Origin of the sequence: Micromonospora sp. WMMC250, from assembly GCF_027460215.1 — a bacterium.
GTDB classification, from domain to species: Bacteria; Actinomycetota; Actinomycetes; order Mycobacteriales; family Micromonosporaceae; genus Micromonospora; species Micromonospora taraxaci.
This window is the reverse complement of sequence record NZ_JAPZBJ010000002.1, coordinates 3,889,119-3,902,419: the sequence shown is the minus strand read 5'-3', so window position 1 is coordinate 3,902,419 and position 13,301 is coordinate 3,889,119. Positions and strand designations below refer to the sequence as shown.

Sequence of the window (13,301 nt, the reverse complement as noted above, 5' to 3'; positions counted from 1 at the left end):
GCTGGTGACAGGTCACCAGGGGAGCACTCCGTAGCCGCCGCCGGCGTCCATCTGGAAGCCCCAGAGCACGCCGCTCGGCCCGTCGGCGGGCAGCGTCGCCAGGTGCACGCTCACCTCGGCACCCTGCTCGGCGGAGCGGAAGCCGCTGTTGCCGTTCAGGTCGGTGGCGCAGTAGCCCGGGTTCGCCGCGTTGACCTTGATCGGGGTGTCCCGCAACTCCTTGGCGTACATGGCGGTGAGCATGTTCAGCGCGGCCTTCGACGACGGGTACGGCACCGAGGTCAGCTCGAACAGCGCGCCGTCCGGGTCGGTCATCACGGTGATCGAGCCGACCTCGCTGGAGACGTTCACGATCCGTGCCGCCGGTGCCCGGCGAAGCAACGGCAGTAGCGTGTTTGTCACCGTCACCACTCCGAAGACGTTGGTCTCGTACAGCCTGCGCAGCGTCGCCACTGTCGTCTCGCTGGGCACCCCTCGCGCGCCGTCGGCGAGGATGATGCCGGCGTTGTTGACCAGTACGTCGAGCCGGCCGTACTCCGCCTCGACCAGCTTCGCGACGGCGGCCACCGATTCGACGTCGGTCACGTCCAGCGGCACGAACCGGGCGTCCGCGCCGCCGTCGCGCAGCTCCCGCTCCGCTGTCCGGCCCCGCTCGGCGTCCCGCGCGCCGATCAGCACGGTCATCCCGAGACCGCCGAGTTGGCGGGCGGTGGCCAGGCCGATTCCCTTGTTGGCCCCGGTGATCAGGGCGATCGTGTTCGTCATGCCGTCGAGCCTGTCCCGGCCGGTGAGGTGCCAGGAGAGACGGGCTGGGGCTGGGATCGGCGGTACCACCCTCGCCGGCCCCGCCCGGGGCATGCTGGAGGGCATGACGAGCAGCGGCCTGCGCCGTGAGGAACTGGCGGCCTTCCTGCGCACCCGCCGGGCCCGGCTGCGTCCCGCCGAGGTCGGGCTCCCCGAGGGCGAGCGCCGACGCACCCCCGGGCTGCGCCGGCAGGAGGTGGCCCAGCTCGCCGGGATGTCGATCGACTACTACATCCGGCTGGAGCAGGGCCGGGGGCCACACCCGTCCCGGCAGGTGCTCGCGTCGATGGCCCGGGCGCTGCTGTTGAGCCGGGACGAGCGCGAGTATCTGTTCCGACTCGCCGGGGAGAACCCGCCGCCGACCCGTGGTCCGAGCCGGGAGGTGCCGTCAGGTCTGCGGCACCTGCTCGACGCGATGACCGAGACCCCGGCGTACCTCGTCGACGCCGCATACCACGTACTGGCCTGGAACCGTCTGGCCACGTACTTCGTCGGGGATCTCTCGACGGTGCCCGACGCGGACCGCAACATGATCCGCTGGACGTTCCGGCAGCCGGTGACCAGCGGCCACTGGAATGACGCCGAGATACTCCGGTTCGTCCGCGGCACGGTCGCGGACCTGCGGGCCGCGTACGGCCGCTACCCGGCCGACCCGGCGATCCGTGAGCTGGTCACCGAGCTGCTCGGCACCTCACCCAGGTTCGCCCAGCTCTGGGCCGAGCACGACGTGGCCGAACGTCGTCCCATCGTGAAGCGGGTGCCGCACCCCGAGCTGGGGCCGTTGGAGTTCGAGTGCCGGGTGCTGCACGTGCAGGAGACCGACCAGCGGATGATCGTCTATGTCCCCGAGCCCGGCTCGCCGACCCAGGCGGCGTTTCACCGGATCGCGGAGCGCGTCGGCCCGTGACCTCCGCGGCCCGTGACCTCCGCGGCCCGTGACCTCCGCGGTCCGTGACCTCCGCGGCCGGAGGGCGCAACTGCCGCGAGCGCTATACCTCAGAGTCATAACTATGACTCTGAGGTATAGCGCTCGTTGGAACATGACCCGCCGGACGGCGGGCCCGGGTCAGTTGGGCAGGTAGGCGAAGGTGTCCGGGTTCGGGCCCTGCCGCCCGGCCTCGTCCCGGTTCAGCCCGGTGATCCGCTCCATGGCGGTGTCGTCCAGCTCGAAGTCGAAGATCTTGGTGTTCTCCTCGATCCGCTTCGGGGTGGTCGACTTCGGGAAGATGATGTCGCCGCGCTGTACGTGCCAGCGGAGCACCACCTGCGCCGGGGTCCGGCCGACCTGCTCGGCGAGGTCGACCACCGTCGGGTCGTCCAGCACCTTGCCCTGCGCGATCGGCGACCAGGCCTCGGTGAGGATGTTGTGCGCGCGCCCGTAGGCGCGGACCTCGTCGTTGGTGAAGTACGGGTGCGCCTCGATCTGGTTCACCGCCGGCACGACGTTCGCCTCGTCGGCCAGCCGCTCCAGGTGCGCGACCTGGAAGTTCGACACGCCGATCGAGCGGGCCCGGCCGTCGCGCTGGAACTCCTCCAGCGTCTTCCACGTCGACACGTAGTCGCCGTCGTACAGGGTCGGCAGCGGCCAGTGGATGAGGAACAGGTCGATGTAGTCCATCTTCAGCGCCGCGAGCGTCGAGTCGAACGCCCGGCGGGCGTCGTCGGGGCGGTGGAAGGCATTGCTCAGCTTGCTGGTCACGTAGACCGCGCTGCGGTCGAGGCCGGACATGCGTACCGCCTCGCCGACCTCGGCTTCGTTGCCGTACATCTCGGCGGTGTCGATGTGCCGGTAGCCCGTCTCCAGGGCGGTGGTCACCGCGGCGACGGTGTCCTTCGGCTCGATCTGGAACACCCCGAAGCCGAGCTGCGGAATGGTGGTGCCGTCGTTCAGGCTGATGTCGGGAATGGTGTTGGCCACTACGGCTCCTTCGCGTCATCGTCGTTGCCTGTCATCCATACCCGGGTGGCCTGTCGAATCACCGCACAACGCGAGGTGACGAGCGCAACGTCGGAATGGTTCACCCGGTCGTGTCGAAGAGCACCGGCCAGGGCCGTGCGGCCGGCGCCGACGTCCCGGCCGACGCGGGCGGCCCGGGCTCGGCGTCGGCCACCACATCGGCGGCGAGCTGCCCGAACATCGAGGCCGCCGGGTGCGCCGACCGGTCCGGCCAGGCCGCCGAGGTCCGCTTCGCCAGCGGCGCGTCGACGATCGGCCGCCAGGCGATCCGGGGCTCGCGGCGCGCCACCGTCGCCGGTTCCACTGCCACCCCGCCCCCGGCCAGCACCAACCCGAACAGGAACTCCGGGTTGCGGGCCGGGCGTACCCGGGTCGGCCGCCAACCGTGCTGTCGGCACACCGCCAACAGGTGGTCGTGCCAGCCGGGCGCGGTGGCCCGGGGCGCGGCCACCAGATCCAGACCGGCCAGCGACGCGAGCGTCACCTCCCGGCCGCGGGCCAGCGGCGAGGTGCGCGGCAGCAACACCCCCAGGGGTACGTCCACCGGGGCGCCGAAGCGCAGCCCGTCCGCCGCGACCGGGTGGTGCAGGAGCCCCACGTCCAGGGTCCGCTCGGCGAGCATGCGTACCTGCTCGGCGGTGGTCAGCTCGTGCAGCTCCACGTCGAGGCCGGGTGCCCGGGTGGTGAGCCCGTCCAGCAGCGCCCGCAGCGTCACAGCGGGTGTCTCCGGCGGCACCCCGGCCCGGAGTACGCCCAGCTCACCGGCGCGGATCTGTCCCATCAGGTTGCGCAGCCGACCCTCGCCGGCGAGTAACTCCTCCGCCTCGCCGAGCAGCAGCTCACCGGCGGTGGTGAGGCGTACCTGGCGGCGGGACCTGTCGAACAACTCGACCGTCAGCTCCCGTTCGAGCCGCTGGATCGACTGGCTCAGGGGCGGCTGGGCCATCCCGAGCAGGTCGGCGGCCCGGCCGAAGTGCAACTCGTGTGCGACGACCACGAAGTGCCGCAGGTGCCGGAGCAGATCCACTGTCCCGACCCTACGCCAGCCCCGACCCCGGCCCGCTGGATAGCGTGCTGGCGTGGACGTGGACGTGGACGAACGCATCGAGGTGATCTTCGCCGCCGCCGGGGTGACCGCCAGCCTGCACGCCGTCGACCTGGACGCCGTCGACCTGCACGCCGAGGACCTGCACGCGGCCGGCGCTGCCCGGGAGGTCGGGGTGCGGGCCGACGAGCAGGTGGTGATCGCCTCCATCTTCAAGATCCTGCTGGTGCTGGAGTTCGCCCGGCAGGTCGAGGCCGGTCAACTCGACCCGACCGAACGGGTACTGGTCACCGCCGCCGACCGGCTCGGCGGCTGGGGTCTGGCCGGCTGCGTCGACGACGCCGAGGTGTCCCTGCGCGACCTCGCGTACTTCGCCATGTCCGTCAGTGACAACACGGCCGCCGACCTGCTGCTGCGTCGGGTCGGCCCGGACCTGCTCCCGATGCTCGCCGCCGAGCTGGGGTTGACCCGTACCCGCATCCGGGGTGGTCCCCGGGAGTTGGTCGAGCTGATGCTCGCCGACGTGGGCGCGCGTACCGAGGCGGACTTCGCCCGGATCTTCCCCACGTTGCCGGCGGACCGGATCCGGGCGATGCGGGTGTTCGACCCGGCGCACACCACCTCCAGCACCGCCCGGGAGATCACCCGGTTGCTCACCATGATCTGGCGGGACGAGGCCGGACCGGCGGCCGCCTGCGCGATGGTCCGTACCTGGATGGCTCGGCAACTCTTCTGGACGCGGCTGGCCGCCGGCTTCCCGCCCGGCGTGCGGGTCGCCGGGAAAACCGGCACCCTGCCCGGGCTGCACCTGGAGGCCGGGGTCGCGGAATACCCCGACGGCGGCCGGTACGCGATCGCCGTCTTCGCCAGCGCCGACCAGTTGGCGTCGCGGCGGATCGACGTGGACCTGGCCATGGGGGAGGCCGCCCGCGCGGCCGTGGAGGCGCTGCGCGGCGACTGATTTCGTGCCCGTCGGCACGCTGGCGCACGACCGTTGAGCAGGCCCGATATGCGGAGGCGTATCGGAGCTGACCGCCTCTGATCTTGGACCGGAGCCCTGTCGCGCTGGTTGGCTCGTGCCGACCAATCGCCCGACCACGGGGAGTAGACCCGCATGCCCAGCCTCGACCGCCGCCGCTTCCTGCGCGACACCGCCGCCACCACCGCCCTGGTCACCACCGCCGGGCTCGCCGCCGGCCCGATCACCCCGGCCCAGGCCGCGCCGGCAGCCGCCACACCCACCCCGTCCGCCCGCCGCAAGGGAGCTGTCAGCTTCCGCTGGTGGGGTACGGCCGGCTGGCGCGTCGACATCGGAGACCGCACGGTCCTCGTCGACCCGTTCCTCAGCCGGATCGACACCGGCCTGTTCAAAGGCGCGTTCAACCCGGCCAAGGCCTTGACGGTGCGCACCGACGTGATCGACCCGCGCGTCGACCGGGCCATGACCGTCTTCGTCACGCACACCCACTGGGACCACTTCATGGACGTGCCGTACATCGCCAAGCGCACCGGCGCGCGGGTCTTCGGCACGCTGACCGCGTACCACCTGGGGTTGGCGTACGAACTGCCGTCGACGCAGCTCAGCGCCGTGAAGGGTGGGGAGGTGCTGGACTTCGGTGACCACTCCGTCGAGGTGGTCGGCTCGCTACACAGCCGCAACCCGTCGTACTCGGTGGCCTTTCCCGGGGTGCGGGTCAGCCAGCCCGCGCAGCCGGCCACCATCGCGGACCTGCCGGAGGGTGACACGCTCGGCTACCTGCTGCGGGTCGACGGCGGCCCGTCGGTCTACTTCACCGGGGCCAGCGACGTGGCCGAGCGGAACCTCACCGGGCTCGCGCCCGACGTGGCGATGGTGGCCATGCAGAACGCCACCACGACCGCCGACTACCTGCCCCGCCTGCTGGAGGGGCTGGACTACCCGAAGGTCGTGGTGCCGGTGCACTACGACAACTTCGAGACGGAGCTGCGGAACCCGCCGCCGGTCGCCGAGACCGACCGTGCCCGGCTGAACGACATGATCGCGGCGATCCGCCGGATCTCGCCGCGCAGCCGCGTGTTGGTGCCCGAGTACGAGACCGCGTACCACTTCTGACCGGCACCGGTGGGGGTCGCCGAGCAGCGGCCCCCACCGGATCAGTCGGCGGCCATCTCGGCCAGAGCCCGCACCGACTTCCAGTTGCGGGTGGTCGCCACTACGCCGAGTTTCTTCTCCAGGTACGCGTTGGTGAACTTCGACCGCCCGTAACCGCCGTCGACGTAGTGCAGGAAGACCTCCCGGCCGGTCACCGTGAACGACACGTTCTCCCCACCGGGCACGCTCAGCGCATCCGCCGTGGACTTCTTCGGCGGGGTCGCCAGGAAGGCGACCATCAGCCTCGTCGGGTCGTCCTCCCGGTCGGCGTACGGGTTGCCGCCGGCGATCGCCGCCAACTCCCGACCACTGCGCACCAGCACCGGCACTGTCAACGCCACCTCGTCGGTGAGCGCACGCTTGATTCCGGCCGCCAGCTTCTCCGCGTCGCGCACCGTGCTGCCGAAGGCGACGTTGCCGCTCTGCAGGTACGTCTTGACGTCCTCGTGCCCGAGCTCGGTGACGATCCGGCGCAGGTCGGCCATCGCCAGCCGGGTGGCGCCGCCGACGTTGACCCCACGCAGCAGGGCGACGTACCGGGTCATTGCTCCTCCTCGGATGAGGGCCAACCGGCTCAGCGTAGGCCGCCCGGCCCCACCAGGCCCGTTTCGTAGGCGACGATGACCAGTTGCGCGCGGTCCCGGACTCCCAGCTTGGTCAGCAGCCGACCGACGTGGGTCTTGACGGTGGCCTGGCTGAGACTGAGGTGCGTGGCCAGCTCCGCGTTGGACAGACCCCGGGCGATCAACGCGAGCACCTCCCGTTCCCGTTCGGTCACCCCGTCCAGGTCACGGGGCAGTGGCCGGGCCGGCTCCGGTCGCCTGGCGAACTCGTCGATCAGCCGGCGGGTCACCGTCGGCGCGAGCAGCCCGTCACCGGCGGCGACCACCCGGATGCCGGTCAGCAGGTCCGCCGGTGGGGTGTCCTTGAGCAGGAAGCCGCTGGCGCCGGCGCGCAACGCGCCGTAGACGTACTCGTCCAGGTCGAACGTGGTCAGGATGATGACCCGGGTGCCGGCGGTCGCCGGGTCGGCGCAGATCCGTCGGGTCGCCTCGATGCCGTCCATCTCCGGCATCCGTACGTCCATCAGCACCACGTCCGGTCGGTGCTGCCCGGTCAACGCGACGGCCTCGACACCGGTGCCCGCCTCGCCGACAGTGGTGCAGTCCGGGGCGAGGTCGACCAGCAGCCGGAAGCTGCCGCGCAGCAACGCCTGGTCGTCGGCGATCAGCACGCGGATCACGCGGCCACCCGGTAGGGCAGGCTGGCCGTCACCGCGAAGCCGCCGTCCGAGCCTGGCCCGGCGTGGAACTCCCCGCCGTGCAACGCCACCCGTTCCCGCATGCCGACCAACCCGTGCCCCTCCCCGCCGGACAGGACCGGACGTCGACCGTCGTCGGTCACCTCCACCCGTACCTCACCAGGTGTGACGGTCACCGTAGCCTCGCAGGCGGCCGGGGCCGCGTGCTTCACCACGTTGGTCAGCGCCTCCTGCACGATGCGGTACACCGCCAGGCCCACCGACTCGGGGACCACGCTGCCCGGTGCCTCCCGTCGGACGTCGAGCCGTACGTCGACACCCCCGATCGCCGCCTGCCGCGCCAGCGCGGGCAACTCGTCCAGCCCGGGTGTCGGGGCGTACGAGGTGTCCTCGCGCAGTACGCCCAGCACCCGACGGACGTCGGCCAGGGCGTTGCGGCCGGTTTCCTCGATCACCCGGAGGGCGGCGCCCGCCTCGCGGGGATCCGCCTCGGCGACGTGGTTCGCGACGGACGCCTTCACCACGATGAGACTCAGTGTGTGGGCGACCACGTCGTGCAGCTCGCGCGCCACCCGCAGACGTTCCTCCGCCGTGGCCTGACGGACCAGGTGGTCACTCTGCCGGGCGGCGAGGGCACGTCGCTCCCGGACCAGCCACCCGATCACCCAGGCGGGCGCGATCATGACGACGGCGTAGACGACCCCACCCGCACGCGACCAGAGGTCGCCCGCCGTCAGCACCAGCGCGACGCTCACCAGCGCGAGACAACCCGCCGCGCAGAGGATCGAGCGGCGGGTGGCCGTCGACACCGCGACCGTGTAGAAGGACAGGCCGATGGCGAGCGCCGGCGCGGCGGCGGCGAAGTTCGGGATCACCCCGGTGACCAGGGCAACGGTGGTGACGGCGCTGATCACGGCGGCCACCGTCATCGGCCACCGGCGTCGTACGGCCAGCGGCAGCCCGATGGCCAGTCCGACGAGCACCGACACCCAGAGCGGTTCGCGTACGCCGCCGTGCAGCGGTGACTCCAACGCCGCGTACGGGCAGAGCAGCCCGCCGACAGCTACGGCCAGCAGGGCGTCCACGACGTACAGATCCACCGGCCGGAGCCGTCGGGTCAGCAGGGGAGGGGTCACCCGTCCGACCGTATCGGCCGGCTGGCCGGTCCGCGTCCACCCACGGGCGGTCATCCCCGAGGACGACGTACCGGCCGTTGCGGGTCTCCGGCTCCACCCGCAGGAGGGGCGGAAACTGCCCGCGCCGGCACGACGCGCGGCACCCGCCACAGCCGGCACTGTGTCGACCATGACCACACACACGGTGACCCTGACGGGGCTGCGCGCGGTGTACGGCACCGGAACCCGGCGGGTGACGGCGCTGGACGGCGTGACGACGAGCTTCGCGAGTGGGACGTTCACGGCGGTGATGGGCCCCTCCGGCTCGGGAAAGTCCACTTTGCTGCACTGCGCGGCGGGGTTGGACAGCCCGACCGAGGGGACCGTCACGATCGACGGCATCCGCCTCGACCAGCTCGGCGAGGACGAGGTGACCCGGCTGCGGCGCGACCGGATCGGGTTCGTGTTCCAGGCGTTCAACCTGGTGTCCACGCTGACCGCCGGGCAGAACGTCGAGTTGCCGTTGCGGCTGGCTGGCCGCCGCCCACCGGCCCGGGACGTCACCGCCGCCCTCGACGCGGTGGGACTGGCCGACCGGGCCGGACACCGGCCGAGCGAGTTGTCCGGCGGTGAGCAGCAGCGCGTCGCCGTGGCCCGAGCGTTGATCACCCGGCCGGCGGTGGTCTTCGCCGACGAGCCGACCGGAGCGTTGGACAGCGCGGCGTCCCGGCAGGTGCTCCGGCTGCTGCGGGCGCTCGTCGACGACCACGGCCAGACGGTGGTGATGGTGACCCACGATCCCCACGCCGCCGCGTACGCCGATCGGGTCCTCCTGCTCGCCGACGGCCGCGTGGTCGAGGAGTTGGACGGCGACATCTCGGCGGCGTCAGTCGCCGCGCGGATCGCCGAGCGGGAAACCCTCCGGGAGCGGTCATGTTGAGTATCCGCCGGTCGACGAGCGCGTTCGTGGCTGTCGCCATCGGGGTCGCGCTGGTCGCGATCGCCACGCTGCTGCTCGCCTCCGGCCCCCCGCAGGTGCCGGACCGACTGACCCGGGCGGCGGTCGTGGTGCAGAGCCCCGAGGCGGGCGCGTCGGCCGACCAGTTCGTGCCGACCCGACCGTGGTCCGCCACCACGGCGGCGGGACTCGTCGACCGGTTGGCCGGTCTGCCGGGTGTCGTCGCGGCGGTACCGGACCGGACCTTCTACGCCCAACCGCTCGTCGACGGCCGACCCTCCGCCGCCGACACCCGGCGGGAGGACGCGTACCAGGGGCACGGGTGGTCCAGCGCCCAGCTCGGCGGTCTGCGCCTCACCGCAGGTGAGCCGCCCAGCAGGCCCGGCGAGGTGGTGGTCGACAGTGCGCTCGGACTGCGTACCGGTGCGCCGGTCACAGTGCTGACGGCGGCGGGTCCGCAGGCGTACACCGTCACCGGTCTGGTGGACGGGCCCGGCGTGCATGTCGCGGACGAGGTCGCCGCCGCGCTCGCGCCCGGCGTCCGGGCCATCGGGTTGGTCCTCGCGCCGGAGGCCGACAGGGACCGGGTCGCCGCGTCGGCGCGCGGTGTCGTCGGCGGCGACGGACGGGTGCTGACCGGCGACGCGCGCAGCGCCCTGGAGCCGCGCAACGACGCCCGGATGCGGTGGATCGGCATGCAGGTGCTCACCGCCACGGCGGCCCTCGCCGGTTTCGTCACGGTGTTCGTGGTCTCCTCCACCTTCGCGTTCACCGTCGCGCAGCGCCGTCGCGAGGTGGGCCTGCTGCGCGCCGTCGGCGCCACCGGACGCCAGGTCCGCCGCATGGTGTACGCCGAGGCTCTCGTCGTCGGCGTCAGCGCCGGGCTGGTCGGCCTGCTGGTCGGTGCGGCGCTCACACCGGTGTTGGGTCGACTGCTCGTCGATGTCGGGTTCGAGCCGGCGACCTTCCGGGTCCACTACGCCCCCTGGCCGGTCGCCGTCTCGCTCGCGGCCGGGCCGGTGATCGCGTTGCTGGCGGTCTGGTCGGCGTCCCGTCGGGCCGCGCGGGTGCGCCCGTTGGAGGCGTTACGCGAGGCAGCGATCGAGCAGCGACCGATCGGACGTGCCCGGATCGCCACCGGGGCGCTGCTCGTCGCGTCAGGGATCGCGCTGAGCGTGGGAACGGCGACCGCGGACGAGGCACGGGTGGCGGCGTCCTACGCCCTGTACGCGGTGATGGCCCTGGTGGCCGGTGCCACGGTGCTCGCCCCGGTGGTGGTCGGGCCGGTGGTGCGGCTGCTGCGGTTCCCGGTGCGGCGGCCCGGCGGCGCGATCGGGATGCTGGTCCGGGGCGGCGCGTTGACAGCCACCCGGCGGACCGCCTCGATCGCCGCGCCAGTGCTGCTCACTGTCGCCTTCGCGGTGCTGGTGTCCGGGATGGTGCGGACGACCACCGCCGCGTACGCGGCGGGTCGGGCGGACAACGTGAACGCCGGTTGGATCGTCGTGCCGGACCGGGCGCCCGGTCTGTCGGACGCGGCCGTCGCTGCGACCGGAGGCACCGCCCTCCTGCCGACCACCGTCTTCCGCACCGACCCCGGGACGCTGCCGGAGAACCGGCCACTGACGGCGCTCGGTGTGGACCCGGCGGGCTTCGCCGCCGCGAACCGGGTGCTCACCGTCGTCGCCGGCTCCCTCGACGACCTGCGCGGCGACGACACGGTTGTGGTCACCGCCTCGGCGAACCTGGCGCCGTCCGCCCCGTACGAGTTGGTCTTCGCCGACGGGACGGCGGTGTCGTTGCGCGTCGTCGCGGTCGTCAGCGACAACTCGCTCCCCGGCGATCTGCTCGTGCCCCGGGCGGTGGTGCGGGCGCACGACCCGTCGGCGTTGACCTCCACGGTGTACGTGCGGGACCGGATCGCCCCACCGGTGGGCGCGCGGATCATCGACGTGGACACCTGGGCGGCCGAGGCGGACGCCGCCGAGGACCGTCTCGTCTGGCTGTTCACGCTGCTGCTGATCGGTGTGTCGGCCGGTTACGGAGCCATCGCCGTGGCCAACACGTTGCTGCTGGCCGCCGCCGGTCGGGTCGCGGACCTGCGGCTGATCCGGTTGGCCGGGGCGACGCGGCGGCAGGTCCTCTGGCTGGTCACCGCCGAGTCCGCCCTGGTGGTGCTGATCGGCGCGCTGCTCGGTGGCGCGGTCGCCTTCGTCGGCCTGCTCAGCATCCGTGCCGGCCTGGCCGAGCAGGTCGGCGCGTCCGTCGACCTGGTGGTGCCCTGGTCGGTGATCGCCGGCGTGGTGGGGCTGTGCCTGCTGCTCGCCGTGCTGTCCAGTGTGCTGCCGACGTGGCGGTCACTGCGTCACCGCCCCGCGCGGACCCCGGTCAGCGTCGTCGGATGATCGTGCCCCTTACCGGGCGCTCGGACCGCTACCGTCCACGGATGCGATTCGCGCGCCCGGTCGGGCTGCTCATCTCCGCCGCAGCTGTCGTGCTCTGGGCGATCGGCGCGACAGTGTGGCAACCGCTGACCGAGCCGCTCGGCCCGTGGTCGGAGCACCTACCGGGCAACAACACCTACTGGGCACGGGACCTCCGGTTCATGGCCGTCGTCGCGGTGACCCTCGGGCTGGTGGTGGCGGGCCGGGGTCAGGTGCGCTGGAGCGGCCCGGCGGTGGTGCTCGGTGGCCTCTGGATCGCCGCCGACGTGGCTGTCGACCGGGCCGACCCGGTCGGCGTGGAGGCGACAGTGCTGCTCGCCGTCGGCGGCTGCGCCGTGCTCGGAGTGTTCGCGGCGGTTCTGCTGTGGCTGGACCGCGGCACGCCCTCCGCCGCCGACCGGAGGGCGCTGACCGGCGCGGCCTGCGTGGCCGGGGTGCTGGTGGCGGTGGCCGCCGGTATCGAGTTACCTAGCGACCGGGAGCCGGAGCTGAATCAGGGCGGCCTGGCCACCGCGGCGCTGCTCGTCGTTCTGGCGGTGGGTGCCGCGCTGGCGGCGGCCCCCGAGCGTTCCCGGGCCCGCGTCGGGCTGGCGGCGGGTCTCACCGTGGCGTGCCTGCTCGGCGTCGGGCTGGTCCGCGCCGTCCCGCCGGGCTCGCGGCTCCTGCCGGAGATCGCCCTGTGGACAGTGCTGCTCACCGGGGTGACAGTGCTCGCCTGGGACTGGCCGGGTGGCCGTCCGGTCTGGCGGCACCACACACTGGCCGTGCTCGCGGCACTGGCGGGCCCGTTCGTCCTGTTGCTGATCACCGCCGTCGCCATGATGCTGCTGCCGATCGGGGCGACGTTCACCGCGCTGGCCGGCAACAGCCCGATCAACTCCGCCGACTCCGATGTGCTGGTCTCGCTGGCCGGGCTGCTGGCCGGGCTCGGGATGGCGCTACTGCTGGCGGGGCCGCCCGCGCTCGGCCACCGCCCCGGCGCACCAAGGTAGCGCCGCCTATTCGGCGACCGGCAGCACGACCTCGTTGCGGCGCAGGAACCACGGCTTCCACGGCAGGTCGAAGCGCGCGTACCGGACGGCGCCGGTGGGTTGCAGCCCGGCCGCGGTCACCGACCGGCCGAGCATGGTGGCCCGCTGGCTGAACGTCTGCTCCGTCCACCGCCCGGAGAAACGCATCGCCGCCGCCAGTTGTGCCCTGACCTCGCGGACGCGCACCCGGGCGTCCACCGGCTCGGGCGCGGTCGCCGCGGTGAGGGCCGACGGCAGAACGAACTGGATCAGGTACGCGCCCGGCCGCTCGCCCTCGATCTGAACCACCGGCACGGTCATGGCGATCTTCTCCGACCCGCCGGCCGCCGACGTCGTCGGCTCGGCCGCGCCAACCGGGTGTCGAGCCCGATTGGCGCCGCCGAGGTAGCCGGCCAGCGGTCGGAACGCCTCGATCAGCGCCCGGGTGAACGGGGCCTGGACCTGCATCTCGGCCACCAGGTGGGCCGGGTACCGACGCAGCTCGAACCCGGGGTGGCGGGACACCACCCGGTACGGCTGCTGTTCGGTCATCGCGCGGCTCCCAGGGTCTGCTGG

At 72.8% G+C, this 13,301-nt stretch carries 13 protein-coding genes; 6 read left to right on the top strand and 7 right to left on the bottom strand.

Translation table 11 applies throughout. The features are described from left to right. Positions 1–12: 12 nt before the first annotated feature. Positions 13–765: an SDR family oxidoreductase gene (locus O3438_RS17330; protein ID WP_269680941.1), complete on the bottom strand. Its 753-nt coding sequence runs from the start codon at positions 763–765 to the stop codon at positions 13–15. Positions 766–868: 103 nt separating this feature from the next. Between O3438_RS17330 and O3438_RS17325 the strand changes: the two genes are divergently transcribed. After that, entirely contained in the window at positions 869–1,711 is an 843-nt protein-coding gene (locus O3438_RS17325) for a helix-turn-helix transcriptional regulator (RefSeq protein ID WP_269680940.1), read from the top strand. 159 nt (positions 1,712–1,870) lie between these two features. Here O3438_RS17325 and O3438_RS17320 read toward each other — a convergent pair whose 3' ends face one another. Together O3438_RS17320 and O3438_RS17315 are read right to left on the bottom strand one after the other, a co-directional pair. Beyond that, the gene (locus tag O3438_RS17320; RefSeq protein ID WP_269680939.1) at positions 1,871–2,722 is read right to left on the bottom strand and encodes an aldo/keto reductase; all 852 of its coding nucleotides are present in this window, start codon (positions 2,720–2,722) and stop codon (positions 1,871–1,873) included. A 100-nt stretch (positions 2,723–2,822) separates the two neighbouring features. Further along, positions 2,823–3,788, bottom strand: coding sequence for a LysR family transcriptional regulator (locus O3438_RS17315; RefSeq protein WP_269680938.1), 966 nt, complete (start codon positions 3,786–3,788; stop codon positions 2,823–2,825). Between the two features lie 52 nt (positions 3,789–3,840). On the opposite strand from O3438_RS17315, the gene O3438_RS17310 reads away from it, so the two are divergent. After that, on the top strand, positions 3,841–4,767 hold the full coding sequence (locus tag O3438_RS17310) for a serine hydrolase (RefSeq protein WP_269680937.1): 927 nt from the start codon (positions 3,841–3,843) through the stop codon (positions 4,765–4,767). A 153-nt stretch (positions 4,768–4,920) separates the two neighbouring features. Beyond that, positions 4,921–5,898, top strand: coding sequence for an MBL fold metallo-hydrolase (locus O3438_RS17305; RefSeq protein ID WP_269680936.1), 978 nt, complete (start codon positions 4,921–4,923; stop codon positions 5,896–5,898). 41 nt (positions 5,899–5,939) lie between these two features. Here the strand turns inward: O3438_RS17305 and O3438_RS17300 are convergent, their stop codons facing one another. From O3438_RS17300 to O3438_RS17290, 3 genes are read right to left on the bottom strand one after another with little or no spacing between them, the layout of a single operon-like run. Continuing rightward, a complete protein-coding gene (locus O3438_RS17300) occupies positions 5,940–6,482 on the bottom strand; it encodes a DUF1697 domain-containing protein (protein WP_269680935.1) in 543 nt (180 codons plus the stop codon). 29 nt (positions 6,483–6,511) lie between these two features. Then, entirely contained in the window at positions 6,512–7,180 is a 669-nt protein-coding gene (locus O3438_RS17295) for a response regulator (protein ID WP_269680934.1), read from the bottom strand. Next, positions 7,177–8,334, bottom strand: coding sequence for a sensor histidine kinase (locus O3438_RS17290; protein ID WP_269680933.1), 1,158 nt, complete (start codon positions 8,332–8,334; stop codon positions 7,177–7,179). Before O3438_RS17290 ends, O3438_RS17295 begins: the two co-directional genes overlap by 4 nt. Positions 8,335–8,503: 169 nt before the next feature. Here O3438_RS17290 and O3438_RS17285 point away from each other — a divergent pair, with 169 nt between their 5' ends. Genes O3438_RS17285 through O3438_RS17275 form a run of 3 tightly spaced genes read left to right on the top strand, consistent with a single transcriptional unit; the run spans position 8,504 to position 12,707 of the window. Continuing rightward, the gene (locus O3438_RS17285; protein WP_269680932.1) at positions 8,504–9,253 is read left to right on the top strand and encodes an ABC transporter ATP-binding protein; all 750 of its coding nucleotides are present in this window, start codon (positions 8,504–8,506) and stop codon (positions 9,251–9,253) included. Then, on the top strand, positions 9,247–11,676 hold the full coding sequence (locus O3438_RS17280) for an FtsX-like permease family protein (RefSeq protein ID WP_269680931.1): 2,430 nt from the start codon (positions 9,247–9,249) through the stop codon (positions 11,674–11,676). The genes O3438_RS17285 and O3438_RS17280 overlap by 7 nt, the downstream gene beginning before the upstream one ends. Before the next feature lie 41 nt (positions 11,677–11,717). Continuing rightward, positions 11,718–12,707: a hypothetical protein gene (locus O3438_RS17275; RefSeq protein WP_269680930.1), complete on the top strand. Its 990-nt coding sequence runs from the start codon at positions 11,718–11,720 to the stop codon at positions 12,705–12,707. Positions 12,708–12,713: 6 nt separating this feature from the next. Here the strand turns inward: O3438_RS17275 and O3438_RS17270 are convergent, their stop codons facing one another. After that, positions 12,714–13,277, bottom strand: coding sequence for an SOUL family heme-binding protein (locus tag O3438_RS17270; RefSeq protein ID WP_269680929.1), 564 nt, complete (start codon positions 13,275–13,277; stop codon positions 12,714–12,716). Positions 13,278–13,301: the final 24 nt, after the last annotated feature.

Bases quoted from the DNA above. Each gene is read 5' to 3' on its own strand.
- O3438_RS17330 (WP_269680941.1), bottom strand. From the start codon at position 765: ATGACGAACACGATCGCCCTGATCACCGGGGCCAACAAGGGAATCGGC.
- O3438_RS17325 (WP_269680940.1), top strand. From the start codon at position 869: ATGACGAGCAGCGGCCTGCGCCGTGAGGAACTGGCGGCCTTCCTGCGC.
- O3438_RS17305 (WP_269680936.1), top strand. From the start codon at position 4,921: ATGCCCAGCCTCGACCGCCGCCGCTTCCTGCGCGACACCGCCGCCACC.
- O3438_RS17300 (WP_269680935.1), bottom strand. From the start codon at position 6,482: ATGACCCGGTACGTCGCCCTGCTGCGTGGGGTCAACGTCGGCGGCGCC.
- O3438_RS17285 (WP_269680932.1), top strand. From the start codon at position 8,504: ATGACCACACACACGGTGACCCTGACGGGGCTGCGCGCGGTGTACGGC.
- O3438_RS17280 (WP_269680931.1), top strand. From the start codon at position 9,247: ATGTTGAGTATCCGCCGGTCGACGAGCGCGTTCGTGGCTGTCGCCATC.
- O3438_RS17275 (WP_269680930.1), top strand. From the start codon at position 11,718: ATGCGATTCGCGCGCCCGGTCGGGCTGCTCATCTCCGCCGCAGCTGTC.
- O3438_RS17270 (WP_269680929.1), bottom strand. From the start codon at position 13,277: ATGACCGAACAGCAGCCGTACCGGGTGGTGTCCCGCCACCCCGGGTTC.